Origin of the sequence: Elusimicrobium minutum Pei191 (genome assembly GCF_000020145.1) — a bacterium.
Lineage (GTDB): Bacteria > Elusimicrobiota > Elusimicrobia > Elusimicrobiales > Elusimicrobiaceae > Elusimicrobium > Elusimicrobium minutum.
The window spans coordinates 1,523,936-1,550,187 of record NC_010644.1 but is presented as its reverse complement, the minus strand read 5'-3'; the positions used below and the strand labels follow the sequence as shown (position 1 = coordinate 1,550,187).

Genomic DNA, 26,252 nt, shown 5'->3' with positions numbered 1-26,252 from the left:
CTAATAAAATAAGGCTGTTAAAAGCCGCTCTGTCCGCTCCGCTATAGTATTACTATATATATTGATATTAAATTTTAATGTTCTTCGGCATTTTGCCACATGCTTTTTCTGCTTCTGTTATGAAGCTTTTACCAAACGTTTTTGCCACTGTGTCCTGCGTTTGATTATCCATAGAAGCAATATTTATCAATTTTTCAACAGTTAAATCGGCAAAACATTTACATTTATTTGTATTCGTCTCTTTTTCATTAATAAACTCTGCATTGGCTTCATCTAGACATTCGTGATATAGATGGACTCTCAAATCTTCCACCCTTTCTAAAGCTTCTTTTTCAGATGAAGGGGCATAAGCATAATCTAAGCGAACGATTGGAACAGTTCTACCTCTCTCATCTTTGCTTATATATTTATAAACGCCGTCATATGCAAAGCATTTACCCTTTGGTGCTTTAATCCGTTTGCTATCCCAGAGGTCTTCTCCTCTTTCTTTTAAAACGGCAACAGTCATTCCCATTGCACAATTGTCATAAGATTTTCGTTCACAAACATACGCAAGTCCGCCGTCATTGAAAGTTTGGAAAACTTCCACCTCTTCAAACTCTGAACACTTTTCATTGCGTTCACGCGCCGATTGTGTAGATGCGGTAGCACAACCCAAAAAAATAATAGGCAAGATAAAAATTAATTTCTTCATACGCCCTCCTTTGTTTCGCAAATCTACTTCGCTATACTATTAGTATATATATTGATATTAAATTTTATTGTTTTTGCCTCGTCTTTTGATATTCATAGCTGTCCAATAAAAACTCGCAAAAAATTTGAGATACATTTACTGCTAGCTTCGCATGATGTTTATTAGGTTTATATTGCCTGACATGCCTGTCCCCCATTTTATTGCTTAAGCCACTTAACCCTGATATGATAGACGAAAGCCCTGTTATAATTTGTTTTAAAATATTATCCATATCATCAGTTATTTCTAGTTTAAGGTCTTTTCTTATTGTTTTATATAATTTAAATAAATCCCCATCATACTCGGGCAATTTTATATCTAAGTTTTTTGCAATATAACATAAGATAGCTTCAACCAAAGAACGAGCATTAGTTATCGCTCCATCAAAATCGTTTTTATCCAACTTCTCTTCTGATTTTTTAATTTGCTCTGCAATAAAATCGTGGTCTATGTTTTTAATCTTTTTAATAAGAGGAGGCTTGCTACCTATTTTACGAGCAGCAAAAACTGGTCGCTTGGATATTTCCCGTTCTCTATATATTTCCCAATTATCATTTGCAAGCTGTCTATTAAAAGCTGCCAACAATGGGGCAACATCATTCTCATGCCTAACTACAGGATGCAACATTTCACAAATGAATCTAGTAAATACTTGGTCAGATGTACGCAAAAGATTAAAACGGCTATCGCTCCAAATCCATTCGTCAGGCCAGTCAAAATTATTTATTCTGTGCTGATAAATATCTCCTCCTGCATTTGAAAACCTTCCATCAGTAGAAGGCATTTTTGCAAGAGGATACAATCTTTCTAGAAAGTCAACCTCTTCAAGTTTCCCATGATATGGTTGCGGAGTTAACATGAATTCGTCTATAATCGCACGTCTTGTAATCTCGGTAATTTCGTATGTTTCCATAAAGTCCTCTAACTAAATTATACCTGATATTGATTAGAGGTTAAAACCAAACACCTCAAATAGCCCACTATACTATTAGTATATATATTGATATTAAATTTTATTACTTTTCATTTTTTTTAGAGTTTCGTTGCTGCGCTAGCATAACCGTCTAAATCCTCAATTATATTTTTATACTCAAAATAAAAAGGAGACCATAATTATATGCCACAGTTATTTTACCTCATTGCCTCAACTGCTCAAACTGCAAAAGAAGATTCTTTTGTTACAGCCTGTAAAGTTTTAGCCTGCAAATACCCGTCAATAACAAAGAGCCTAATCTAAGGGGCTGTTAAAAAGGAGAAAAAAGGTTATAATAATATCGGGGAGAAATTATGGGCACAGCATTATTTAGAGACGTTGATATCAGGCAGGCTTTGTATAACAACGACTTAAAGAAATACTCAAATGATGACGATACCCTTATTCTTGACGAGATGGGGGTTATGCAGGGTCTTCATCGTGTAGACATTGCTGTTATAAACGGCAAAATGCATGGATACGAAATCAAAAGTGATGTCGACACCCTAGCCCGTCTACCCTTGCAAGCCGAAGCATATAGCAAAATATTGGACAGAGTTACTTTGGTTGTTGCCAAAAGGCACTTACAAAAGGCAATAGCTCTTGTTCCAACTTGGTGGGAAATCAAAGTCGCTTATCCTAATAAAAAGCACGTCTTATCTATAAAAAAATATAGACCTGGCCTTGTAAATTATAATATTGACGCTTCATCATTAGTCCAACTATTATGGAAGGATGAAGTCGTTTCTTTATTAGAACAATTAGGTTTTGCCCCAAAAGACTTGCGATATCCTAAGGCTACTTTATATAAGATGCTTACCGAAAATATTTCTCTTGCTAAATTAAAGTCGCTGACAAGAACTATATTGAAAAACCGTACAAATTGGAGAGGTCAGATGCAACCTTAGTTAGGTGCTGATTTGTTGCAACCCATATCCAAGTACTTAAATTTCCCGTACCCTTTCCACCTGCGCACTCTTTTATATACTTATCCCCAGCAGAAAACTCCTCACCGCGATACTCGTCTCGCTTTACAAGGTCTTCGCAAAGTTTTTTATACTGCCCGAACCCTTGCGATTTTCTACCCTTAACAGGTGCTCCAGTATAATAATACCATTCAGAATCAAATGTATACCTAACCTTTGCCATAGGAGTAAAGGTTCGCATATCCAAGTTTGGAGCGGCGTGCTTTGGTGTGCCTATGGCGTAGTCAGAAAAAGCAGGTAGACGGAAAGAGTTTCTAAACTTACTTACGCAATATTTATAGAATAACCACTCTGCCCTTTTATAAAGATTGATGTCCTGGTTGCTTTCTGCCATAGAGCTGCCTGCGACCGTAAAGGAACGCCAAAAATTTATATCGGGTATTTTATGAAAGAATCCCTGCATAGTTTCAAAAGTGGACTCTTCATTAACCACAATAGAAACCTTTTCAAAATCAATAACCAGGTCAATATCTGGCTTCCCTAAGCCGAGTGATTTGCAGACCCTTGTTATGTTCGCCTCAATTTCTGATTGGCTTGCAAAATTATTTGTCTTAATACGGAGAACAGCACCCCTTTTGTCTGTTTTTATTACTGCTGTGTATGCGGCCAAGGCTCCTGCAGTTTCGTCCAGCTTTACTACAGGGGTTACTGTGCACCCGCCAACTCTATACATTTCAAATATCTTTAATATATATTCTGGTTTGTCCGTAGTTAATCCGATAGGGTCAATGTCAATTAACGCCTCTCTGCCCCATTTTGTTTTTAAACGAGAGGCAAGGTCAGATATATGCTCGTTAATATTCCTTGCGGTTTTTGTTTCATAGTCATAACCCGGAGGCGTAATTTCGATTAAAGGGATGATTCTATCTTTAATTCGTTCGTCCAATTTTAAAAGGGCTTGATATTCGCCCTGCTTCCATTTAAGTATGGGAACATATGTTGTGCTATTTATCATATTAACTCTTCCTTGGTGGTAAAAATACGATTTTTTGATACCTTATATTGTTAGTATAGGTTAAAAATATTAAAAAGTCAAGGGGTAAAATAAAAAATAAAATAAAAAATGTCTAAAATGGTGTGGTCAAATAATTAAAAAGCAATAAAATGTCGTAAATGTACATATAAAATTTGTTTTTTATTATATTTTGGTCAAAAATGATGGTTTTCATTGCCACTAATCCTTAAAATTATATTATTCCTCCTTATAATCCCTTGTTTTAATTTATTTGTTGCCTGCCGTATAAATTACTATCAATACGCGCAAACCCCTTATAAAAAGATATTAAAGATGTTTTGCAAATATATATTTTTTAAATAAATAAGCACGACACCAAACGAACTCATTTTTACTTTAGCCACAATAAACCACCATCAGTAAAACCAGAAAATTTAAAAAATTCTGAAAGTGCAGCTTGCAATATACAGCAGCCATTTTCTACCAATACCAGAGAAAGAACAGAAAGAATGAAAAGCGCTTTGTCGTCTTAATAACCATTTACACGTCCTCATGTCTGATATATAATTAATCAAAATTGAGAGGAGATTATGACGATAGAAACAATTAACCCCGTTCTTGCAAAACAATTAAGGCGTGGCTTTAAAGTATTTCCTGTGTGGTATCCAAAAGAAAAGAAATGCGCATGCTTTAACGCAAGCTGCAATTGCCCTGCCAAACACCCGATGTTTAAAGGCGGACACAAAATAGCCTCCTCCAACATCAGCCAAATAAAAAATTGGACAACGTCAATAAAAGAAAGCTGCAACTGGGCCGTAGCCACAGGCAAGCCGAGCAATATTGTAGTGGTTGATATTGATTTTAGAAAAGACGGCGACAAATCTATTGCCCCATATAACCTGCCCTCTACCTACACAGTATCAACAGGCAATGGCTTTCACTATTATTTTAAGTTGCCGATGCAATACCAATATCTTGCCTCAAAAATAAACTTACTTCAAGGCGTAGATTTTAAGGCAAACGGCGGTTATGTAATAATACCGCCATCTATCCACATCAGCGGAGCCGCTTATAAAATGCATAATGATATAACCATAGCCGACATACCTGCAAACCTCTTAGAAGTGATTTTAAGGCAAGTAAAGAATAATATTTTTAGAGAGGGTGAGCGTAACAGTCAGCTTTTTAGGATTGGCGTTGGTTTTGCTTATAACCGCTCTAAAGAAAAGAGCAGACTCACCAAATACCTCAGCGTGGTTAATGAGGATAGATGCTACCCACCATTAGCCTTTGAAGAAGTGAGAACCTTAGCAAATAATATAATTAAAACAATTTGTAGAAGAACAACAGCTCTGTAATATTTAAATATAGCAGGTTCTCTCCATCAAAACAAACACCCCGCATTAAAAAAATACGAAGTGTTTGTTAAGGTCACCTTGTTTCTTCTTAGTTTAAGGTTTTAAAGGTAAGATGAAACTTTGTCCGCCTCTTTTTTTAATACCTCTCCATCTTTTTGAATTCCTGACAATCTTTTCTCTTCTTCAATTCTTTTGCTTGAATATTCTATCATGACGGAGTCTCTTACAAAGCTTTCATCATAAGAAAAGTTTTGCACATCCCTGCTTGTATTATCCCACGCAGACCAAGTAATATTCGTGTTGGCATCTTCCCAAACAATAGTTACAACAGGTATCTCAAGAGTATGTAAATATGAGCGTGTCATATTGCTTTGTGGAGTGCCTTCTCCAAACTTTGACACCAGACCAAGCAATAAACCCTTATATTCTTTTTCAGTTTCTATTTTTGGCGACAATCTTGCTAAATATAATTTCCCATTAAAGAACACAGCGTCTAATTCTTTTCTGTTGCCTAGATTAAATGTTATCCAGTTGGAGCCCTCCTCTTTAACCCTATATCCGAGCACCTTTTTGACTTCAGATTTTGACATCCCCCATTTAGCGTCTTGATAGCCACCGCCAAGTTTATTTTCTTTTTGATTTTTTAAAATATCAGCTTTTATGGTTGCTAGTTTTTTCTTTGTATTCACCGAAATTGAACCAGAAGATACAATTTCCAAGTTTCTCAATGCATTATCATAATTACCAACTTCATTAAAAGCTTCTACCTCTGAAATATTTTTATTGATTTCTTTTTGCTTGTTTTCGACACTCTCCAAGCTATCTTTAATTTGTGGCAAAAGAGCGGATTCGGGAAAAGTATAAATAAATTTTTTATATTCTATACCCGCTTGCTCATATTCAAAAGCTTTTTCTAAATTAGTTGCTTTTTTATATAAACTTTCTTCCTTATTACCACAGGCACATAAACAAACGGCTAAGCATATTAAGGGTATTATAATTTTTTTCATTTTTTATTCTCCGTTAACTTAATTTTTATTAATCCAGTAGGATATGATTTTTATCACAACCATTAATGCAGAAATAAATCCGCCTAAAATACCTATGGTAAGCGAAATAACACAATAAATACTGAACCCCATCCCTCTACTTATCGTTCCGGTTGCCAAAGGCCCCGCACTTGCATATACCCCTCTGTTATGACTGACTATCGCGTTATCTATAAATAACGCTATGCCGAATATCACAAGGCAGATTATTAAGGAAAGGAGCCAAAAAAGTATTTTCTTTTTCCTCGCCCTGTTTCCTGCTGAATTAACTTTTTGGACTTCTGCTTTGCTGCTGTATCCGCAATGCGGACAGCTTACCGCTACATCTGAATGTTCTTTGGCGCATTCGTTACATTTTATTAATGCCATAATTACCTCGCTTTTTTATTTGATTAGTCTACTTTTAATCCGCGCCCAATTTACCAATAAAAAAGGCGGCGAACTATGCTATGAGTCTTATCACATTCCCATAGATAACCGCCGCCCTCGGCACATCACTAGGATATGCCGATAAAGCGAGCGATTATTCTTGGAGTGATAAGAAAACCTAAAACGTCTAGGCTAATCCGTACCCTTTCGGCACGGGTCCAAAAACAATCTAATGCAACATAAATTTTAGTACGTCTAGATATATTTTATAATTTTTCTCGTGAATTTGTACCATAACTGCCCATTATCATATTAAAAAAACTTTTGTTTTGTTGCGGCAAAAAAGTATCCCCCACAACTAATTCAGCCTACTTACTGCACTCGCGTTTCAAAAAACCGCAATCACTCCTTCACTATCCATATAGTATTACTATATATATTGATATAAAAATTTGTTGTTTTTTAGAAAAAAGACAATAAAAAACGATTGTCATGCCAATATCCTGAAATCCCTACTACCCCTTGCATTCAACCAATGTGCGGGGCTCTTTTGTTTCTAAATCCGTTTTCCGCACCCAATTACTGTTTTTAAGGGACTTTCTGCCTGTCGCGGTAAATATATACCCCTTATATATAAAAAGGCCCCGAAAGAGAGCCAAAAGCATAAAAAACAGCCTAAAATTCAGTATTTTGCCAATTTTCCTGACTTCATCATTTATATGGGATATGTGGTAATGAGTTCCCACACATAAAAAATGATGAAAAGGAGAAAGTAGAAATGAAGAATGAAGAGAATGAAATAATAAAAGAATTCCCCGTCTTTTTAGAAGACGTTGTCGTTAAAGAGTTAAGTGCAGAGGCTCTCGCTGAACTTGCCAAAAAGAGTGTTTGCGTGGATAGTATTAAAATCTTAATACCTAAAGTTCTTGCTGACAAGTCTTTCACTTCGCGCGGCTGCTTATCTAAAACGTATGCAGCGGACAGGAAACAAGGCATTTTTAAGCCTGTGATTTATGCAGGGGACTGGTACTTTATTTATGAGGCTTCTTTGCCTAAATGCTACAAGGGAACCAATCTATACGAAATCACAGAAGCAGACAAAGAGAAAATCCTCAAAAAAATAGAAGAAGATTTTTTGGCCATTAAGATTAAACTACACAAAAGGTGGTCTCTTGACAGTACAATTTTAAGAATTGACTATGCCAAAAATGTACTGCTACCGCATAATGTAACCGTCGCCAACATTCTTAATTATTTGCAAAATGCTGAAGTTAAATATAGGCGGGAGATTGGAAATGTCCGTTATAATGGTGGTGGTGAAGGTCTTGCAAGTGCCAATAACAGCCGTATGCTGTGCCTTTATAATAAAATTGATGACATTCTAAAAGAATGCCGTAATAATAAAAGACCGATACCCGACTATATTACAGCCCTGATTGAAAGAAAAATTGCACTTATGCGTATAGAGGTAAGGCTGACTAAAACACAGAGTATTCGTGGCGAATTTGCGAAAATAGGTGTCAAAAACCCTACAATACATGATGTTTTCAACGCTGATTTTGCAAAGGAACTGTTAAACCGTGAATTTAATAATTTGGTAAATGCTGTGCCAAAACAATATGCGGATAAAGATTACTCTGACACTCAACTTTTGCATGAGATAGCTGCGGCAAGTCCCAAAAAATCCTTGTCACATATTTTAAATTCCTTTGCGCTTTCAATACTTGAGCGAGATATGAAACGCCCCGAAATAAAACGTTTGCTCCGCAAGCTTGCCGATGCAAATAAAGTGCGCTATATTTTAAAAAGTGTAGACAGGCACAAGTCTAATATTGCGGCTGAACCTATCAGTAAAGCTGTTGAGCATATACGTGAAACGCTTGCTGCATGGCAACCGCTTAACTTAGTGTCTGATATAGATACAGATAAGTAGTCTCATTAGTACGGGGCTGTGAATTGTTTACAGCTCCGATATATTTATATTTAAAACAGGCTCTTACAGCTGAGGAGATAAAAAAATGAATGCACTAATCTTATATAAAACAGCCCTGGGTGACAATAATGTCATAGCTGCCAATAAAGAAGTACAAGAGGCGTTAAAATACGCTGCTAATATAAATATGACAGTAGTTGGACAAGTTGAGATTACAGATGAAAATAAAGCTGCCTTGCTGTATGATGTGGCTTGCATGACATCTCTGGCTAAAAATTTGCCAAATGCCATCTTGGTTTACGATTTGTCATATTTACAGATGGATGGACATGAAGAAATATTTCTACCCATAGTAGAAGCAGGATTTCTTGAAATACACATAACAAAGCATTGGATAGGGATGACTGCAAGCCTTCCATCAAAATTGGTAGAGAGCGGAGGTTTCTCAAAGTTTAAAAACCAGTCTTTTTGGACAGAAGTAGATAAAAGTTTGGGAAAAATATAACATCTACGCTGGAAATATGAGTGATAGAACCGGCTGTTATTACCTTGCAGCCGGTTTTACAAAGATATAACCTTACCAAAACCTTCCCAAACCTTACCTCATTTACACAAACCCAAGAAACACCAGATTTTTGCGGGCGTGGTTCAATGGGAGAATGCAGACACTTAAACTTACGTCGTATAAATGCAAAAAAGGCTTCCTTTCCAGGAAGCCTTTTAAACTTAGCGGGCGAAGGGAATCGAACCCTCGTCTCAACCTTGGCAAGGTTATGTTCTACCATTGAACCACGCCCGCGGAAATCTTTTTAATCACTACCCAAATATTATAACAAATTTTATTTTAAAATTGTAGAGGCTATATCTTTCGTGTTACGGTTTGCCTTCACAGCGTTTACAATTCCGGGGTTCTTTTTTAAGGCTGAAAGAGTAGGGCTTTTGTTAATAAGCTGCGCGCTGCTTTTAGGGTTTTTAATAAAATACTGCGCGGCAGGAGCGCGTAAAACCGAATCCATTATTCTGCTGGCGCCGATAGTTTCAACTATCTTCTGGTTGCCTAAAGCGGCTTTTACGGCGGCGTAATTAAAAAATTTACTTAATTCTTCTTCGGACTGGGCTATACGGTACAACTCTTTAGGGTCACTTATTATTTTGGCAACGTCTTTCCTGTCCATAAAAGAATCATTAACAATTTTATTGTTAAAAACATATTTAACAAGCATAGGGTCGTCTAAATTAGAATGCACGGTATTTAAAAGGCCCCAGGGAGCTTCGCCCAAAATTTTAAAATCCTTGTCTGAGAATGTTTTTATGTTATATCTTGCCGGCGTAACAATGGAAGCGCCTACGTTTTCATAAGCTACGCTGCGGCTTCCTTCAAGAACAATTTCGCTTGAAAAAAGGTTTCTTCTGGAATCTACCACAACAACGTCGGATTTAAGATCTTCTATTATTTTAGGGTCAAGGGCGCCGTCGATATTCCTGGCTTTTTTGACATAGTAAGCCATAGGCAACATTAACAGCACAGCCACGAAAAGCGCCGCCATGGAAAGGATTACCTTTTTTTGCATTTCATCATTCATGTTTATATTTTAACAAATTGCTATCATGTTTTTATGAAATCATATACAGAGTATTTAATAATTAACACGGAAAAACGGTACCAAATTATAAATATAACAGAGCAGACTGAGCTGGCCCTTAAAAAAAGCGGTATAAAAGAAGGTTTGTGTTTGATAAACTCCATGCACATAACTTCAAGCGTTTTTATTAACGATAATGAGCTGGGCCTACACAGAGATTTCATTAAATGGGTGGAAAAGCTTGCCCCTTATGATATCAACGGTTACGACCATAATCTTACCGGGGAAGATAACGGCGACGCGCATTTAAAACGCACCATTATGGGCCGGGAAGTTGTTATCGCCGTTACAAACGGTCGTTTTGATTTCGGGCCTTGGGAAGAAGTCTTTTACGGTGAATTTGACGGACAAAGGAACAAAAAAGTTTTAATAAAAATTATAGGAGAGTAAGATGCACGCTATTAAAGTAAAAATTTATTATCACGATACGGACTGCGGTAATGTTGTTTATTACGCCAATTATTTAAAATATTTTGAAATGGCCCGTACGGAATATATAGCCAGTAAAGGGTTTGATTTAAAAAATCTTATGGAAAAAGGGATATTTTTTGTTGTAGCCAGGCAGGAAGTTGAATATAAATATCCCGCGCTTTACCAGGACGAACTTAGCGTTGAAACAAAACTTTTGGAAATATCGCCCATAAAAATAGTTTTTGAAAATATTATCACAAACCAAAACGGCAAAATTACAACCAAGGGCAAAACAACTTTAGTTTGCGTAAACAAGATGGGCGTTCCCACTTATATGCCGAAAGAAGTTTCGGACGCGCTTGGCGCCTGATATAAGAAATCTTTTAATACATAAAATTTAAATCCCCGTAATTGCGCGGGGATTTTTTAATACAACAAACCTAATAATTGATAAAATTTAATATATGAACGTACATATAATAATGTGGATTGCATTTTGGGTAATCGTGGCGGTTGCCCTTTTTATTGATCTTGCCATAATGAACAAACATCATGGTAAGGTTACCATTAAAGAAGCTCTTACAATGGTGTCTTGCTGGGTAGGACTGGCGCTTTTATTTGGGTTAGCCATATTCCTGACTTTGGGCTCGGCTAAAGGCGTTGAGTATCTTACGGGATATGTTGTTGAATACTCGTTATCAATAGATAATATGTTTGTGTTTATTATGATTTTTACTTATTTCGCTATCCCGGCTGAAAACCAGCCCACCGTCTTATTATGGGGTATTTTAGGCGCCGTGGTTATGAGGTTTATTTTTATTTTCGCCGGCGTAAAATTAATTACTTCATTTTGGTGGATGATGCTTATCTTCGGCGGCATTTTAATTTTTACTGCTGTTAAAATGGTTGCCAAAGGGGAGGAAGATTTTGACCCCGGCCAAAACATAGCTTATAAAATGCTTAAAAAAATAATGCCGCTTAAGGATGATTACCACGGCAACAACTTTTTTGTAAGAGATGCGGGCAAACTTTTCGCAACGCCGCTTTTCGCAGCGGTAGTGGTTGTCGAAATGTCGGACCTGGTTTTCGCTATCGACTCTATACCGGCGGTTTTATCAATAACGCAAGACACTTTTATCGTTTATACTTCTAATATTTTTGCTATTATCGGGCTTCGTTCTTTATACTTTCTGCTTTCCGGAATGGCGGGCAAATTCCCGTATCTTAAATACGGTATAGCGGTTATACTTGCTTTTGTAGGCGCTAAAATGATAGCGGCGCATTGGTTTCATGTCCCCACATTATTATCTTTAGGCGTTATAGTTTCTGTGCTGGCGTTTTCTATCGGTGCAAATTATATTTGGAAACCACAGGAAAAATAATATTTTCCATGGCGGCTTTATGAAAAAAGGATTTACGTTAATAGAATTATTGGTAGTTGTTTTAATAATAGGTATACTGGCAGCCATAGCTTTGCCGCAGTATAATAAATCTGTAGAAAAAAGTCGCGCGGCGGAAGCGCTGCTTAATGTAAAAGCTTTAAGAAACGCGGCCGAGGTTTTCCTTTTAGAAACAGGTTCCTGGCCCACAAACTTAGATGAACTTTCTATTGAGATTATTTCCGAAACGCGGGATTTTGTATATTCGGTAGGGATTAACGGCATACTCGCCGTAAAAAAGGGGGCGGCAAACCCTAGCAGGTTTGAGTTTGTTCGCTCTACTTACAACTCAGGCTCAGGTCTTGCGAACAAATTTACTTGTGTATCTTTTTTGGGCAAATATGATGATATTTGCAAAACTTTGGGAGGGCAATTCCATGATCAAGGAACTGACTCTAGCGGAATGCCGTTCAAAAGGTATATATTATAAAGGAAACTGTTGCCGGGATTTTGTTTGCGAAAAATTTTGGATATGCATATAGGAATATTTATTCTCCAATGTTTAGAGAACCTCTTAAAGATTTTTTTTAAAGAAACTATGGGCGAGATTTTTACTCCCTTTAATTCACCAACGGACTTAAATAGATATAACAAAACAAAAAACTCCGTGTGAAAAACACGGAGTTTTTTTATATACTAAAAGAACCAAATTGTTTTTTAGAGTCTTTAAATTAGTGCTAAAATATTGTTTGCGCAAAAAAACAAGCAAAGCAAATAAGGATTTTCTCAGACGTTAAAAATAAAAAGAGTTGCAAAAGTAAAAAACTTTTGTTATACTTTATAGGTACTTTAAAACAGCTTATTGCTGAACTAGTATTAACTAAAAAATAAACCTTTTCAAATTGCCTCTGCAACAAAAGTTGCAAGCAGTTAAGAAAGTAAAAGAAAAGGCTTGACATTTTTTTCTGCTCTTTTATATAATATATAAGTACCAAGCAAAACACTTGATCTTTTTAAAATAAAAAAATTGTATATATCTTATATATACTTAAGCCCGGCCAAATTAATATGAGCTTATGAGGCTAAGAAAAATAAGGTTGACAAATTAAATTAGTTTTGTTATAATATATAGGTGCTTGAAAAAGACGGATTGAAAACAGATTTTTAAATTTACAAAAAAAGAAGTTGTTTTAACTCTAAAATAAAAAGCAGTTGACAAACTCAAAGTTTTTTTGTTATAATATTTAAAAGCAATAAATAAAGAAGTTAAATTTTGAAAAGCGTTGTAAAAAGTAAAACCCTTTTGAATATAATCAAAAGGAAATGAAAAATAACGCTTGACAAGCTTTAAAACTTTTGTTACAATATTCTTATAGTTCAATAGCAACTAATAAGAAGTAAAGTAAAATTTCCTTGGCTTCCTCTAAAGAGGAGGATAGCGGAGAGGAAATTTCGCTCTCTGAAAATTTGATGCAATGTGCGAATGGGCAACTTGAAACAGACTAATACATCAGTATTAGACAATATCAAGTTTCTCAAACGAAACAAAGTAATAACGAAGTAGAACATACAAGAGCTTATATATAATTACCTTATATATAGGTCCAATGTTAATTCAATAGTATAGAGTCAAAAGTCAAACAAGCTAACTGTAACGATTGGTAATCTTTAAGCAGCCTTGCTGTTTAAGGGTTATTAATTTTGCGGAGAGTTTGATCCTGGCTCAGAGTTAACGCTGGCATCGTGCATAACACATGCAAGTCGAACGGGAATTTTTTGTGTAGCAATACATGAAAAATTCTAGTGGCAGACGGGTGAGTAATACATAAGGAATCTACCTTGAAGTGGGGAACAACTAGTCGAAAGATTAGCTAATACTCCATAATATCACTTAGTGGCATCACTTAGTGATTAAAGATTTATCGCTTCAAGACGATCTTATGGTCTATCAGCTAGTTGGTAGGGTAATGGCCTACCAAGGCGACGACGGATAGCCGGCCTGAAAGGGCGACCGGCCACAGGGGCACTGAGACACGGGCCCCACTCCTACGGGAGGCAGCAGTGGGGAATTTTGGACAATGGACGCAAGTCTGATCCAGCAACGATGCGTGGAGGATGAAGGTTTTCGGATTGTAAACTCCTTTTGCAGGGGAAGAAAAAAATGACGGTACTCTGCGAATAAGCCACGGCTAACTACGTGCCAGCAGCCGCGGTAAGACGTAGGTGGCAAGCGTTACTCGGAATTACTAGGCGTAAAGCGCGCGTAGGCGGATTGTTAAGTCTGTTGTGTAATCTCTGGGCCCAACCCAGAAACTGCAATTGAAACTGGCGATCTTGAGTGAGGCAGAGGAAATCGGAATTCCAAGTGTAGCAGTGAAATGCGTAGATATTTGGAGGAACACCGGTGGCGAAGGCGGATTTCTGGGCCTTTACTGACGCTGAAGTGCGAAAGCTAGGGGAGCAAACGGGATTAGATACCCCGGTAGTCCTAGCCGTAAACGATGATAACTAGGTGTGGGAGGTATCGACCCCTTCCGTGCCGACGCTAACGCATTAAGTTATCCGCCTGGGGAGTACGGCCGCAAGGTTAAAACTCAAAGGAATTGACGGGGACCCGCACAAGAGGTGGATTATGTGGTTTAATTCGACGCTACGCGAAAAACCTTACCTGGGCTCGAACGACTGGTAGTAACATTTATGAAAGTAGATGTGATTCGCAAGAAAGCCAGCCGAGGTGCTGCATGGTTGTCGTCAGCTCGTGTCGTGAGATGTTGGGTTAAGTCCCGCAACGAGCGCAACCCCTATTCTGTGTTGCCTAGCAATAGGATCTCTCAGAAGACTGCCGCGGATAACGTGGAGGAAGGTGGGGATGACGTCAAATCATCATGGCCTTTATGTCCAGGGCTACACACGTAATACAATGGCATAGACAGAGGGCAGCAATATCGCGAGATGGAGCCAATCCCTAAACTATGCCCCAGTTCAGATTGCAGGCTGCAATTCGCCTGCATGAAGCCGGAATCTCTAGTAATCGCAGATCAGCACGCTGCGGTGAATACGTTCCCGGGTCTTGTACACACCGCCCGTCACACCACGAAAGTTAATTGCAACAGAAGTGCTCAGGTCGTCTGGGCCCTAAGTTGTGATTAGTAATTGGGGTGAAGTCGTAACAAGGTAGCCGTACCGGAAGGTGCGGCTGGATCACCTCCTTTATTCTTTTTTTATAGCAATATAAAATTAAGAATAGGTCGGTAACTTGATGGTGGAGTGCTTAGAGCACTATTTGTTTCAGGTTGGCCACTCGCACATTAAATATGACAACGATTATCTAGAAATGTTAGTTTCTATGATGGAATCTAACCTTAAATTCTAAGCATGGGCTCGTAGCTCAGCTGGTTAGAGCGCACGCTTGATAAGCGTGAGGTCGGTGGTTCGATCCCACCCGGGCCCATTTTATGTTTTTTATTAAGGGGCTGTAGCTCAGCTGGGAGAGCGCCTGCTTTGCAAGCAGGAGGTCGTCGGTTCGATCCCGATCAGCTCCAATAATGTCATAGTGCAAATGTTGCGTCAAATTTGTAGTTCTTTGAAAATTAGATATAACTTATAATTAATCTTTTCCGGTAAATCTCCACTAGTACGGTGAAAGCTTTTAGGAGCGAGTAGGCGTCGGCAGTGCGGAAAAAGATATTATACTTTTAGAAAACCAAGCGTCTGTATATTTCCCGCGCAGGGAAATACACAGCACTTACACAATTAATAGTTAAACAAATTAGTAAAACGAAAATAATCATATAGATTGTTATCTAGCAAAAACTCAAAGACCAAAATTTTGTTCGATCTTAAAGGTCGGATTAAAGAATATGGTCAAGCTACAAAGGTGTATGGTGAATGCCTTGGTGCCAGAAGTCGATGAAAGACGTGATAAGCTGCGATAAGCCTCGGGTAGGAGCAAATATCCTATAATCCGGGGATTTCTGAATCGGGGAACCGTTATGGGTGTGAGCCCATAAATCATAACTTGAATACAGGAGCTTCGGCTCTTGAGATAGGGTTATAGAAGACAACCCAGGGAAGTGAAACATCTCAGTACCTGGAGGAAAAGAAATCAAAGAGATTCCGTAAGTAGTGGCGAGCGAAAGCGGAAATAGTCCAAACCGTCTCCCGCACTGTATCCATTAAGGTGGCTACAGTGCGTGGGGCGGGGTTGTAGGGCTTGTTCGTGTTAGACACAAAGAGTTACCAATCTGGAAGTTAGCTGAACGGTCTGGAAAGTCCGACCATAGAAGGTGATAGTCCTTTAAGCAAAAACTTACCAGACTCTTAACAAGTACCTGAGTACTGCCGGGCACGTGCAATCCGGTAGGAATCTGGGGAGACCACTCTCCAAGACTAAATACTTTCTGGCAACCGATAGTGAACCAGTACCGCGAGGGAAAGGCGAAAAGAACCCCGGGAGGGGAGTGAAATAGAACCTGAAACCGTACATCTACAAGCTGTCGTAGCGCTATGATACACTTCGGTGTATAATGCGCGACGGCGTGCCTGTTGAAGAATGATCCAGCGAGTTAATGTGCCTAGCAAGGTTAAGGGCTGATGAGGTCCGGAGCCGTAGTGAAAGCGAGCCCGAATAGGGCGATTAGTTAGTCATATTAGACCCGAAGCCAAGTGATCTAACCCTGTCCAGGATGAAGTTCTCGTAACAGAGAATGAAGGTCCGGAGTGTTGAACGTTGAAAAGTTCCTACATGAGGTGGGGTTAGGGGTGAAAGGCCAATCGAACTTGGTGATAGCTGGTTCTCCTCGAAATAGCTTTAGGGCTAGCGTTGTAATTTAACCCGCAGGGGTAGAGCACTGGTTGATCTAGGGGGAGCGACCCTCTTTCCGACGTCAGTCAAACTCCGAATACTGCGGCGAATATTACAGCAGTCAGTTCGTGAGGGATAAGCTTCACGAGCAAAAGGGAAACAACCCGGACCGTCAATTTAGGTCCCAAAATATATACTAAGTGGTAAAGGATGTGGATTTACTTAAACAGCTAGGAGGTTGGCTTAGAAGCAGCCATCCTTTGAAGAGTGCGTAATAGCTCACTAGTCGAGTGAATCTGCGCCGAAGATGACTCGGGGCTAAGTATATTACCGAAATTACGGGTTGCAAAAGTCTTCGGACTTTTGTAGCGGTAGAGGAGCGTTATTAACAGCAGTGAAGGCATACCGTAAGGAGTGCTGGAGCGTTAATAAGTGAGAATGCTGGAATGAGTAGCGATAAGGAAGGTGAGAATCCTTCCCGCCGAAAATCTAAGGTTTCCTTGAGCAACGTTCGTCGGCTCAGGGTCAGTCGGGCCTAAGCTCAGGCCGAAAGGCGTAGGCGAAGGACATCAGGTTAATATTCCTGAACTATAATGTGCGCGTCATAACTCAGGGAGGGACGCAGGAAGGTAAGCCATCCTGGTATAGGTATCCAGGTTTAAAGTCGTAGGCATTTTCTGATAGGTAAATCCGTCAGATTGTTAAGTCGAAAACTGAATACGAGCTGTAGCAATACAGCGAAGTGGTCCAACTACACTGCCAAGAAAAACTTCGTGGGGAGTTCACATTATAACCGTACCGTAAACCGACACAGGTGGATGGGGTGAGAATCCTAAGGCGCGCGAGATAACCATCGTCAAGGAACTAGGCAAACTAGCTCCGTAACTTCGGAAGAAGGAGTACCGTAGTAATGATGTAGCAATACATTGTGAATCGGTCGCAGTGAAATGGGCTTCGTGACTGTTTAACAAAAACTTAGGGCTCTGCTGAAATCACAAGATGATGTATAGGGCCTGATGCCTGCCCGGTGCCGGAAGGTCACGGGGATCTGTCAGCCGCAAGGCGAAGCAGTGAACTTAAGCCCCGGTAAACGGCGGCGGTAACTATAACCGTCCTAAGGTAGCGAAATTCCTTGTCGGGTAAGTTCCGACCTGCACGAATGGCATAACAAAGAAGCCGCTGTCTCGACGATGGGCTCGGCGAAATTGTGGTGCAAGTGAAGACGCTTGCTGCGCGCAACAAGACGAAAAGACCCTATGGAGCTTTACTGTAGCTTGTTATTGGATTACGATTCTCGATACGTAGGATAGCTGGGAGACTTTGAAGCAGCCTTTGAGGAGGTTGTGGAGTCAACCGTGAAATACCAGCTTTTGTGGATTGTGATTCTAACCTATACCCGTGAATCCGGGTTGGGGACAGTGGCAGGTGGGCAGTTTGACTGGGGCGGTCGCCTCCTAAAGAGTAACGGAGGCGTTCCAAGATTCCCTCAGCCTGAATAGAAATCAGGCATTGAGCGCAATGGTAGAAGGGAGTTTGACTGTGAGGATGACAATCCGAACAGGTGCGAAAGCAGGACATAGTGATCCGGTGGTACCTCGTGGGAGGGCCATCGCTCAACGGATAAAAGCTACCCTGGGGATAACAGGCTGATCGGGCCCAAGAGTTCACATCGACGGCTCGGTTTGGCACCTCGATGTCGGCTCATCACATCCTCCCGCTGAAGCAGGTGGGAAGGGTTGGACTGTTCGTCCATTAAAGTGGTACGTGAGCTGGGTTCAGTACGTCGTGAGACAGTACGGTCTCTATCTGTTGTGCGCGTAGGAAACTTGAGAGGAGTTGTCCATAGTACGAGAGGGCCTGGATGAACGAACCTCCTGTATATCTGTTGTCCTGCCAAGGGCATAGCAGATTAGCGGTGTTCGGTAGGGATAAACGCTGAAAGCATATAAGCGTGAAACCCGCCTCAAGATAAGGTTTCCCTAGTACATTAAGTACTCATAAGACCCCCGGAAGACTACCGGGTTGATAGGCTGGAGGTGTAAGCACAGTAATGTGTTCAGCTAACCAGTACTAATAGGTCGTGAGGCTTGGCCGTATTCTTTAATCAACACACAATTTTGGCTTTGAGACATTTTCAAAACTAAAGTAAGTGAGCTTGGTTTTTCTAAAAAAAGTTTTAAGTTGCCTATGATGTAGTAGGTAACCCGTGAGAAGGAGCAAACCGCGTAGAGTAATTGCTTGATGAGGCGGTCCTTCTCCACCCCAAATTTAAGTTATGTCTGGTTTTCCTAAGAAATTACGGGGAACCTATTAGACTGATGATAATTCCAACGAGGCCACACCCGTTCCCATTCCGAACACGGCAGTTAAGCTCGTTAGGGTCGATGGTAGTAACACCCAATTCGGTGTTGTCAGAGTAGATCGTCGTCAGTCTTATAGGTTCCCTTTTTTTATAAAAAATATTTGTAAAAATTTTACAAATTTTGATATAAAAAATATCTTAGAAACAGATTTTTAGAATTTATTGGAAGTAATCAATAAAAAAGGTTTTGAAAAAAACCTTAATATAAACACAAGGAAGTATATATACACATGGCACAAGGTAAGATTAAATGGTTTAACGACCAAAAAGGTTACGGTTTTGTAACCCCCGAAGACGGCTCAGCCGATCTTTTTGTTCACTATCAGGAAATTCAAGGCGAAGGTTTTAAAACCTTAGCGGAAGGACAAGCAGTTGAATTTGACGTTGCTAAGTCTGAAAAAGGCCCGAAAGCAACCAATGTTAGAAAAATTTAAATTTTTTTGATATAGAAAAAGCCGCTACTTTTTGTAGCGGCTTTTTTTATTTATAAGAGTACGGCCCCCCTGCGTAAAAGGGGAGTGTTCCTTACTCTTCTGATTTCACAATACCTACGCAGCAGCAAGACGAAGGTGTTGTTGAGTGAAACCGCAAAGCAACTCTTTGAAAAAAACCTCAGGGGTGGACTTGGGAAGTTTCATTAATTCTTTAATGTCTTTTATGTAATACAAATTGCCGATAAGGGACTGTTTTTCGTATTATTTTATCTTTTTGGAATATCAGGAGGTTTGTTTTGGGAGCTGATGAAAAAACATAAAAGAACCTTTATCCTCTTGGTTTATATTTGGGGAAGCGGCTCTAATGCCGCAGAGGGTATTTTTATAATTTAGCAAGTAAAAGCTTGGGATATTTAAAAAATTTGCAATTATTAAGTTTTTTATAAATTAATATTATTTTTTACTTCCAACAAGTTAACACTTTTGCATAAAAAACACCCTCTGGTAAAGCAAAGGGTGTTATATTTAAAATATAAGACTTATTTTATATCTAAAAGTTCTATTTCAAAAACTAAAGTTGAGTTAGCGGGTATTTCACGTAAAGCCCTGCTGCCGTAGGCCGTAGCCGGTGGACAAACAAGTTTTGCTTTGCCGCCTTTACGCATTTGGGCAACGCCCATTGTCCAACAAGGGATGACTTGGTTTAATCCAAATTCCGCAGGTTCCCCTCTTACTACGGAGCTGTCAAAAACTTTGCCGTTAACCAATGTGCCTGTATAATGTACTTTTACCGTGTCGGTTGATATGGGGGATACTCCGCGGCCTTCGGTTATTGTTTGTATCAAAACGCCTCCCGGCAGTTCTTTAACATTTGGCAGTTTTTTAAACGCTTCAATAAATTTTTCTGTTTCGTTCATATTAGCTCCGGTATTTGTATTTGTGTTTACGTCGTTACAAGCTGTAAATAAAACGATAATCGGCAATAAAAAAAATAGTTTTCGCATAGTGTTTACCCCGTATATTTAAAAAATCGCATAAATTAATATAAAAATATTATACTATAAATTAATGTTTTTAAAGAGGAGCCATATATGTCTGAAAATAAATTTTGTCAAAGCTGCGGCATGCCTATGGATAAGGACCCGCAAGGGGGCGGCACCAATTTTGATATGACAAAAAATACCGAATACTGCAGCTATTGCTATAAAGGCGGTAATTTTACTTTCATAGGGGATTTAAAAGAATTCCAAGAAATATGCAAACAGCATATGAAAGACCAGGGCACGCCCGGAATTTTGGCATGGTTTCTTGCAAAGAATATAAAGCGCTTAAAACGCTGGAAAGAGAATAGATAATAAGTCTAAAAAGATGTATACTATGGGTATATTAAAAAAGGGGGTGGCTGATATGGGTTGCGGATGCAATAAAAAAGAAATAAAACATTCACCTAATTGTAAATGTACCCCGCAAAATCATTGCGGTTGCTTTGATGGGAAGCCGTGCAAATGCGGTTAATTTATTAAGCATGACAAAAAAGGGCCTTTAAGGGCCCTTTTTTTGTAATGTATACATATTGAATACCAAAGGAGGATTTACTATGCTATCAACTTTATTTTCTTTTAAAGGTAATTTAGACAGAGGAACTTTTTTTAAATATTCGCTTGTTTTAGTCGTACTAGCGTTTCTTTTTGCATTTTTATTTGGCAGCCGGCTTTCGGGCGCTTTTATGGCTCCGGGCGGCTTTGTAGGGCTTATTTTTTTATGGATGTGGCTTGCTTTGTTTGTTAAAAGAGGGCACACTATTCATGTTTGGTGGGTGTGGACGGTTTTGCTTGCGCTTTTAGTGGCGCCGCTTACGTGGATTATATATTTAGCAGCAGGTAAGAGATAAAAAAAAGCCCTTTTAAAGGGCTTTTTTTTAATAAGGAATTGTATAAATATCCCACCCGGACTGAGAAGGAAGATAAAGGGTTCCATTATAGAACTTTTTACAAAACTGCTTTGTGCTGCCGGCCCCTTCAACGCAATAAATTCTGCCTTGCGAATATATAAAGCCGCCGCCTTTATAGTTACCGCTGTTTCGTACCACAGTAGGTGTTCCGTACCAAACGGGCGAATTAACGGAATCTATAACATAATCAAAAAGGTTGTCTGTAAGAGCGCCGCCCGCCTTGTGGGAAAGGTTGCCGGTTACAGTTCCCGGTACGGCTTTTGTGGGAAGGTCCACATCGAAGTCATCAAATGTAAAAGCGGGAGTTCCGGCAGCTAAAACATATCTTTCCTGCGCGCGGCCTAAGGCTGAAACTAAAATAAAAGCCTGGCTGAACCTGCTTTTTTCAACTGATTTGGTGTATTGCGGCAAAGCTATTGCCGCCAAAATGCCTATAATAAGCACCACTACTAACAATTCTATTAATGTAAAACCTCTTTTCATATTTTACCCCTTTTGATTAAAATATTATACTATAAATCATGATAAAGTCAGAGTTGTTTAATTGGTTCTTAACAGGAGCGGCGGTTTATTTAACGCCTAATATTATATGCCTGTTTTTTTTAAAATACAAAAAGGAATTAAAATTAACTTCGGGTATTTTTGTTTTTTTATTTTCTTTTTTCCAATATGTTATTTTGCTTTTTGGCGTAACTTTAATATACCGCGGCAATTTAAATTATAATTGGTATTTGGTTTTATTTTTTGCCCTTTCTTTAATAAAAAGTTTAATGTATAAAATCTTGTTTGGCGGCGTGATAAAAAACATAATACTTGTGTTTTTGGCGGTGGATTTATGCGCTGCGGCCATAGCTTTTTATTCCGGTGCCTTAACCGCTTTTACCGGGAATTTAATTAACGCCGCTAAAATTAAATAAAAAAATATGAATACTGATTTTACACCTACAAAAGATTATTTTGAGCCTATGCACACGGCCGAGCATATTTTAAACCGTACAATGGTTAACGCTTTTGGCTGCGCTCGAAGTAAAAACGCGCATATAGAAAAATCAAAATCAAAGTGCGATTACTTTCTGCCATCTGCCCCGGCTGCGGAACAAATTGCCGAAATTGAAAAAATAGTAAACAAAATAATAGCTGAAAATTTAGACGTTATCGAAAAATTTATGCCGCGCGCCGAAGTGTCGAAAATAGCAGATATAAGCAAATTGCCCGAAAGCGCCGGGGATATGTTGAGGGTTATTTTTGTGGGGGATTATGATGTTTGCCCATGTATCGGCAAACATGTTAAAAACACAGCCGAAATAGGAAGGTTTAAAATAACAACCTGGGACTATGAAAACGGACGTTTAAGAATAAGATATAAACTTGAAAATTAAGGGACACTAAATGAAAAAAATTATTTTGGCCGCGCTTCTTGCTTTGTTTTCCGCAACCTGTTTTTCGCAAGGTATTACAACGCCTTTTAAAATAGCGTTTTTCGGCAACGGGACGCGGACAGATTCTTTGCCTTATAACGTTAACACAGTTATGGGTTTAGATATTGGTATTTTAGGTACTACAACTCCGCACGTTTTCGGTTTGCAGATAGGCGCTCTTTCGGCGGTGTCTGATGACTTGTGGGGTATACAGGCGGCGGGCTTGGGCGCGAAAGGCGATGTTAAAGGTTTACAAATTTCACCCTGCGTTTCGGGGGATGTCACAGGAGTTTCGGCAGGTCTTTTAAATTTAAATTATACCGTGGGGCTTGATTTGGCGCTCGCTAAAGGTTCAAGCGGAGCTACGGCGGGCGTGCTGGTCAGCGGTTTAAGCTTTAGTGAAAGCGTTACCGGCCTTCATATAGGGCTTGTTAATTTAAATTACGGGGAGATGACCGGCCTTCAAATAGGTATTGTAAATTACGCTAAAACATTAAAAGGCGTGCAAATCGGTGTTGTTAATATAGCCTATAACGGCGTTTTGCCTTTTATGGCGGGGGCTAACTTCAGGTTTTAATTTATGGAAAAAACAATAAAAAAATTCCTACAAAACTGTTCTAATATTGAACTTACAACAATCAATAAACAAGGTTATCCTGAAACGCGCGCGATGCTAAATTTGCGTAATGAAAACATTGCCCCGCATCTTAAAGGAAAGTTTGAGTCGTTTGAAACCATTTATTTTTCAACAAATAAAAGCTCGTCAAAAATAGAGCAGATAGAAAAAAATAAAAATGCGTCCGTTTATTTTTCTTTGCCGCAAAGTTTCCAGGGGCTCCTTCTTACGGGTAATGCATATATTGAAACCGATAAAAACATTAAAGACGCCCTTTGGCATGACAGCTGGAAAATTTATTATAAGGGCGGCAGGGACGGCGGCGATTACGCCGTAATACGTTTTGAAGCGTTTGAATATAAATTTTATAACGGCAATTTTGAGGTTATTAAAGGCGCGTTAAAACAAATAATCCTTTAATATTAATATTTCCCTTAAAAAACTTTTTTAAAAAAGATAAAATATATATATGGAAAAAACAATAATACTGTATTTTACGGGCAGCGGCAACACAAAACATATTGCCGAGGTCCTGCAAGCTAATCTTATTAAAGCAGGCCAGCAGGCCGATTTGGATAAGATTTTAGGGTATGACTACGCTAAGCTCGAAGCATACTCAATGTTTATCTTTTGTTATCCTATTTACGGTTTCGGCATGCCTCCTTCAGTGCAAAAATGGCTGGAAGCCATGCCTCGGTTAAACAATAAAAAGATTTGCATTTTTACCACTTTCGCAAATAAACTGCATGTCGGTTGGGCGCTTTCAAAAGCTAAAAAAATATTGTGGCGCAAAAAATATAATATTATGACGGCTACCACAATTCTTATGCCCAGCAGTTTTACCGTTTATACCCCGCCTACCCCGCCCGAAACGGCTAAAAGGCTTGTTGCCATTGCGGACCGAACAATGGCAAGAATGGCGCAAGATATCGTGGCGGGCAAGTCAAATATGCGTAGCTTTAAAACGCCTTGGTTTTTAAAACTGCACTATAGAATATTATTTAAATTTTTCAGAAAAATTATGATACCGCGCGGCTGGAAGTGGTGGAAAGTGTCCGAAGCGTGTATTTCCTGCGGGTTATGCGCATCTTCCTGTCCGGTAAAAGCGATTACAATGGAAGGCGGCCGCCCGCATTGGCACGAGGGCTGCCAACAATGCGAACTTTGCTTTAATATCTGCCCGTCAAAAGCCATTACCCAGCTTGACGCTTTAAGCCGCTGCAGTAAAAGAGACAGATATGTTTTTGATAAAATGAAAAAGTAGCATAAAAAGCGGCCTAAAAAGCCGCTTTTTTTATGCGCCTGCCAAAACAACGCGAATATGCTATAATTTCCATAGATAAAGGACACTGTTAAAAAGCATTTTTAACGCTTGCTTTTAACGGCCTTAATTTGATAAAATAATAACAGAGAAGTTTATTTTAGTTTTTGGTACTTTGTACAGCAAGGAGTTTTCCGTCGGAAATATTAAAACGGAAAGCATCTTGTGCTGTCGTTTTCTTTTCTGAAAAAATGACAAGAAAATAATAAAGTCGCCAATAAAATAAAGGCAAAAAAGGCCTGTAATTTTACGGGCTTACGCTTAACTTTTTAAGTATAAACTTAAAAAACAGCTTTTTGCCACAAGGTAAAAATGAACCTGACAAAAGAACAAAAAGTAGAAAAGTCACAAAACTTATCTAAAGAAATCAAAGACGCGGGCGTCTTGTTTTTCGTGTCCTACCAGGGCTTGAAATTCGTAGACATGGCCGACCTTAGAAAATCCCTTATTCCCACGGGCGCTAAATTCCGTGTGGAAAGGAATTCTATTGTAGGCCACGCGATAAAACAGGCGGGCATTGAAGGAGCTGACGAAAAGCTTTTCAAAGGACCCACAGCTATAGCATTAGGCGGAGATGTAGCCGCTGTAGCGAAAGAGCTTGTTGATTTCTCAAAGAAGTTTGAGGCTTTAAAGCTCAGATCATGTTTCAGTGACGGCACATGGTACAGCGAAGCGCAAATTAAACAACTTGCTTCCATCGGCAGCAAAGAAGATAATTTGTCCAAGCTTGCCGGCGCGCTTTACAGCGCAGTCGCCCAATCTGCACAGGTCTTGCAAGCTCCTATCAGAGATTTTGCGTACGTGCTTAAAGCCGTTGAAGATTCCAAAAAATAAATTTTGTAATCTTCACGGTTGTTAAGGGCAAAAACTCAAACCCGCCAAAGAGCGGTGGTAGTCCCGAAAGGGATAAATGTACGGGCTTAAGCTCGGCTTAAGCAGAAGGCAGCTACCCGATAAATAAAAAGGAAAAGAAAGAAAATGGCAAAACTTACACAAGAAGAAATACTTGAAGCAATAGCCGGCATGACGGTTTTGGAACTTTCCGAACTCGTTAAAGCCGTAGAAGACAAATTTGGCGTTAAAGCCGCAGCTCCCGCAGTAGCAGTAGCCGCCGCAGCACCTGCAGCAGCAGCCGCCGAAGAAAAAACAGAATTTAACGTTGAGCTCACAAGCGCAGCCGCAGACAAAAAAATCGCTGTAATTAAAGTTGTCCGCGAAATTACAGGCTTAGGTCTTAAAGAAGCAAAAGACTTAGTAGACGGCGCGCCTAAAGTTATAAAAGAAAACGTTGCAAAAGCCGAAGCTGAAGAAATGAAAAAGAAAGTTACTGAAGCCGGCGGCGTTGTTACACTTAAATAATTAAGAGTTAAACGTTGCAAGTTTTACCCGCTCCGCCTTAAACGGCGGAGCGGGAATAAAATCAAAAAAGAAAATCTTCCTTTAAGCACTTGGGTCATAAAATTAAATATTTGAGACCGGTTGTGCAAAACAATTTGGCGTATTACCTTTATCCTTAGCGGGTATAAAGATAATTTGCCAAATGCGTTGAAATACCGA

26 protein-coding genes, 3 tRNA genes and 3 rRNA genes are annotated in these 26,252 nt (G+C 39.2%); 23 read left to right on the top strand and 9 right to left on the bottom strand.

Annotated elements, in window-relative coordinates:
• Positions 1-67: 67 nt before the first annotated feature.
• Both EMIN_RS07425 and EMIN_RS07420 read right to left on the bottom strand, forming a co-directional pair.
• A complete protein-coding gene (locus EMIN_RS07425; protein WP_012415618.1) occupies positions 68-694 on the bottom strand; it encodes a hypothetical protein in 627 nt (208 codons plus the stop codon).
• 64 nt (positions 695-758) lie between these two features.
• Entirely contained in the window at positions 759-1,646 is an 888-nt protein-coding gene (locus tag EMIN_RS07420; RefSeq protein WP_012415617.1) for an abortive infection family protein, read from the bottom strand.
• Between the two features lie 374 nt (positions 1,647-2,020).
• Here EMIN_RS07420 and EMIN_RS07415 point away from each other — a divergent pair, with 374 nt between their 5' ends.
• A complete protein-coding gene (locus EMIN_RS07415; RefSeq protein WP_012415616.1) occupies positions 2,021-2,614 on the top strand; it encodes a sce7726 family protein in 594 nt (197 codons plus the stop codon).
• On the opposite strand, the gene EMIN_RS07410 is transcribed toward EMIN_RS07415, so the two are convergent.
• A complete protein-coding gene (locus EMIN_RS07410; protein WP_012415615.1) occupies positions 2,568-3,647 on the bottom strand; it encodes a beta family protein in 1,080 nt (359 codons plus the stop codon). The genes EMIN_RS07415 and EMIN_RS07410 overlap by 47 nt on opposite strands.
• A gap of 590 nt (positions 3,648-4,237) precedes the next feature.
• On the opposite strand from EMIN_RS07410, the gene EMIN_RS07405 reads away from it, so the two are divergent.
• On the top strand, positions 4,238-5,005 hold the full coding sequence (locus EMIN_RS07405) for a bifunctional DNA primase/polymerase (protein ID WP_012415614.1): 768 nt from the start codon (positions 4,238-4,240) through the stop codon (positions 5,003-5,005).
• A 101-nt stretch (positions 5,006-5,106) separates the two neighbouring features.
• Here the strand turns inward: EMIN_RS07405 and EMIN_RS07400 are convergent, their stop codons facing one another.
• The gene (locus tag EMIN_RS07400; RefSeq protein WP_012415613.1) at positions 5,107-6,015 is read right to left on the bottom strand and encodes a hypothetical protein; all 909 of its coding nucleotides are present in this window, start codon (positions 6,013-6,015) and stop codon (positions 5,107-5,109) included.
• A gap of 18 nt (positions 6,016-6,033) precedes the next feature.
• Positions 6,034-6,423: a zinc ribbon domain-containing protein gene (locus EMIN_RS07395; RefSeq protein ID WP_012415612.1), complete on the bottom strand. Its 390-nt coding sequence runs from the start codon at positions 6,421-6,423 to the stop codon at positions 6,034-6,036.
• A 778-nt stretch (positions 6,424-7,201) separates the two neighbouring features.
• Here EMIN_RS07395 and EMIN_RS07390 point away from each other — a divergent pair.
• A complete protein-coding gene (locus tag EMIN_RS07390) occupies positions 7,202-8,356 on the top strand; it encodes a phage/plasmid replication domain-containing protein (RefSeq protein WP_012415611.1) in 1,155 nt (384 codons plus the stop codon).
• Between the two features lie 85 nt (positions 8,357-8,441).
• The gene (locus EMIN_RS07385; protein ID WP_012415610.1) at positions 8,442-8,861 is read left to right on the top strand and encodes a hypothetical protein; all 420 of its coding nucleotides are present in this window, start codon (positions 8,442-8,444) and stop codon (positions 8,859-8,861) included.
• A 223-nt stretch (positions 8,862-9,084) separates the two neighbouring features.
• Here the strand turns inward: EMIN_RS07385 and EMIN_RS07380 are convergent.
• Positions 9,085-9,155: transfer RNA gene (locus tag EMIN_RS07380), tRNA-Gly, on the bottom strand.
• A gap of 40 nt (positions 9,156-9,195) precedes the next feature.
• On the bottom strand, positions 9,196-9,939 hold the full coding sequence (locus tag EMIN_RS07375) for a hypothetical protein (RefSeq protein ID WP_012415609.1): 744 nt from the start codon (positions 9,937-9,939) through the stop codon (positions 9,196-9,198).
• 33 nt (positions 9,940-9,972) lie between these two features.
• Between EMIN_RS07375 and EMIN_RS07370 the strand changes: the two genes are divergently transcribed.
• From EMIN_RS07370 to EMIN_RS07315, 10 genes are all read left to right on the top strand, one after another.
• Positions 9,973-10,389: a secondary thiamine-phosphate synthase enzyme YjbQ gene (locus tag EMIN_RS07370; RefSeq protein ID WP_012415608.1), complete on the top strand. Its 417-nt coding sequence runs from the start codon at positions 9,973-9,975 to the stop codon at positions 10,387-10,389.
• Position 10,390: 1 nt separating this feature from the next.
• A complete protein-coding gene (locus EMIN_RS07365; RefSeq protein ID WP_012415607.1) occupies positions 10,391-10,780 on the top strand; it encodes an acyl-CoA thioesterase in 390 nt (129 codons plus the stop codon).
• Positions 10,781-10,874: 94 nt separating this feature from the next.
• Positions 10,875-11,792 carry a TerC family protein gene (locus EMIN_RS07360; RefSeq protein WP_012415606.1) on the top strand — a complete coding sequence of 306 codons (918 nt, stop codon included), beginning with the start codon at positions 10,875-10,877 and terminating at the stop codon, positions 11,790-11,792.
• A gap of 19 nt (positions 11,793-11,811) precedes the next feature.
• Entirely contained in the window at positions 11,812-12,279 is a 468-nt protein-coding gene (locus tag EMIN_RS09640; RefSeq protein WP_012415605.1) for a type IV pilin protein, read from the top strand.
• 1,210 nt (positions 12,280-13,489) lie between these two features.
• A 16S ribosomal RNA gene (locus tag EMIN_RS07340) occupies positions 13,490-15,001 on the top strand.
• Between the two features lie 165 nt (positions 15,002-15,166).
• Positions 15,167-15,240 (top strand) — tRNA-Ile (locus EMIN_RS07335).
• Between the two features lie 18 nt (positions 15,241-15,258).
• Positions 15,259-15,331: transfer RNA gene (locus EMIN_RS07330), tRNA-Ala, on the top strand.
• A gap of 320 nt (positions 15,332-15,651) precedes the next feature.
• A 23S ribosomal RNA gene (locus EMIN_RS07325) occupies positions 15,652-18,688 on the top strand.
• A 219-nt stretch (positions 18,689-18,907) separates the two neighbouring features.
• Positions 18,908-19,026: ribosomal RNA gene (gene rrf, locus EMIN_RS07320) — 5S ribosomal RNA — on the top strand.
• The 16S, 23S and 5S rRNA genes sit together here with 2 tRNA genes alongside, the layout of an rRNA operon.
• 159 nt (positions 19,027-19,185) lie before the next feature.
• Positions 19,186-19,389: a cold-shock protein gene (locus EMIN_RS07315; RefSeq protein WP_012415604.1), complete on the top strand. Its 204-nt coding sequence runs from the start codon at positions 19,186-19,188 to the stop codon at positions 19,387-19,389.
• A 539-nt stretch (positions 19,390-19,928) separates the two neighbouring features.
• On the opposite strand, the gene EMIN_RS07310 is transcribed toward EMIN_RS07315, so the two are convergent.
• Complete coding sequence (locus tag EMIN_RS07310) at positions 19,929-20,306, bottom strand: FKBP-type peptidyl-prolyl cis-trans isomerase (RefSeq protein WP_012415603.1); 378 nt, start codon at positions 20,304-20,306, stop codon at positions 19,929-19,931.
• A gap of 174 nt (positions 20,307-20,480) precedes the next feature.
• Here EMIN_RS07310 and EMIN_RS07305 point away from each other — a divergent pair, with 174 nt between their 5' ends.
• The gene (locus tag EMIN_RS07305; RefSeq protein WP_012415602.1) at positions 20,481-20,744 is read left to right on the top strand and encodes a zinc ribbon domain-containing protein; all 264 of its coding nucleotides are present in this window, start codon (positions 20,481-20,483) and stop codon (positions 20,742-20,744) included.
• Between the two features lie 242 nt (positions 20,745-20,986).
• Positions 20,987-21,280: a hypothetical protein gene (locus EMIN_RS07300; RefSeq protein ID WP_012415601.1), complete on the top strand. Its 294-nt coding sequence runs from the start codon at positions 20,987-20,989 to the stop codon at positions 21,278-21,280.
• Between the two features lie 27 nt (positions 21,281-21,307).
• Here the strand turns inward: EMIN_RS07300 and EMIN_RS09565 are convergent, their stop codons facing one another.
• A complete protein-coding gene (locus EMIN_RS09565) occupies positions 21,308-21,823 on the bottom strand; it encodes a type IV pilin protein (RefSeq protein WP_012415600.1) in 516 nt (171 codons plus the stop codon).
• 38 nt (positions 21,824-21,861) lie between these two features.
• On the opposite strand from EMIN_RS09565, the gene EMIN_RS07290 reads away from it, so the two are divergent.
• The 7 genes from EMIN_RS07290 to rplL all read left to right on the top strand — a co-directional run bounded on the left by EMIN_RS07290 (position 21,862) and on the right by rplL (position 26,054).
• Positions 21,862-22,257: a hypothetical protein gene (locus EMIN_RS07290; RefSeq protein ID WP_012415599.1), complete on the top strand. Its 396-nt coding sequence runs from the start codon at positions 21,862-21,864 to the stop codon at positions 22,255-22,257.
• 6 nt (positions 22,258-22,263) lie between these two features.
• Positions 22,264-22,719, top strand: coding sequence for an alanyl-tRNA editing protein (locus EMIN_RS07285; RefSeq protein WP_012415598.1), 456 nt, complete (start codon positions 22,264-22,266; stop codon positions 22,717-22,719).
• 10 nt (positions 22,720-22,729) lie between these two features.
• Positions 22,730-23,335 (top strand): LA_2272 family surface repeat-containing protein, encoded by a 606-nt coding sequence (locus EMIN_RS07280; RefSeq protein WP_012415597.1) that lies wholly within the window; start codon positions 22,730-22,732, stop codon positions 23,333-23,335.
• A gap of 3 nt (positions 23,336-23,338) precedes the next feature.
• Positions 23,339-23,794, top strand: coding sequence for a pyridoxamine 5'-phosphate oxidase family protein (locus tag EMIN_RS07275; RefSeq protein ID WP_012415596.1), 456 nt, complete (start codon positions 23,339-23,341; stop codon positions 23,792-23,794).
• A gap of 49 nt (positions 23,795-23,843) precedes the next feature.
• Positions 23,844-24,638, top strand: a complete 795-nt coding sequence (locus EMIN_RS07270) for an EFR1 family ferrodoxin (RefSeq protein WP_012415595.1) — start codon at positions 23,844-23,846, stop codon at positions 24,636-24,638.
• A 369-nt stretch (positions 24,639-25,007) separates the two neighbouring features.
• Positions 25,008-25,529, top strand: coding sequence for a 50S ribosomal protein L10 (rplJ, locus tag EMIN_RS07265; RefSeq protein ID WP_012415594.1), 522 nt, complete (start codon positions 25,008-25,010; stop codon positions 25,527-25,529).
• Positions 25,530-25,673: 144 nt separating this feature from the next.
• The gene (gene rplL, locus EMIN_RS07260) at positions 25,674-26,054 is read left to right on the top strand and encodes a 50S ribosomal protein L7/L12 (protein WP_012415593.1); all 381 of its coding nucleotides are present in this window, start codon (positions 25,674-25,676) and stop codon (positions 26,052-26,054) included.
• Positions 26,055-26,252 lie beyond the last annotated feature (198 nt).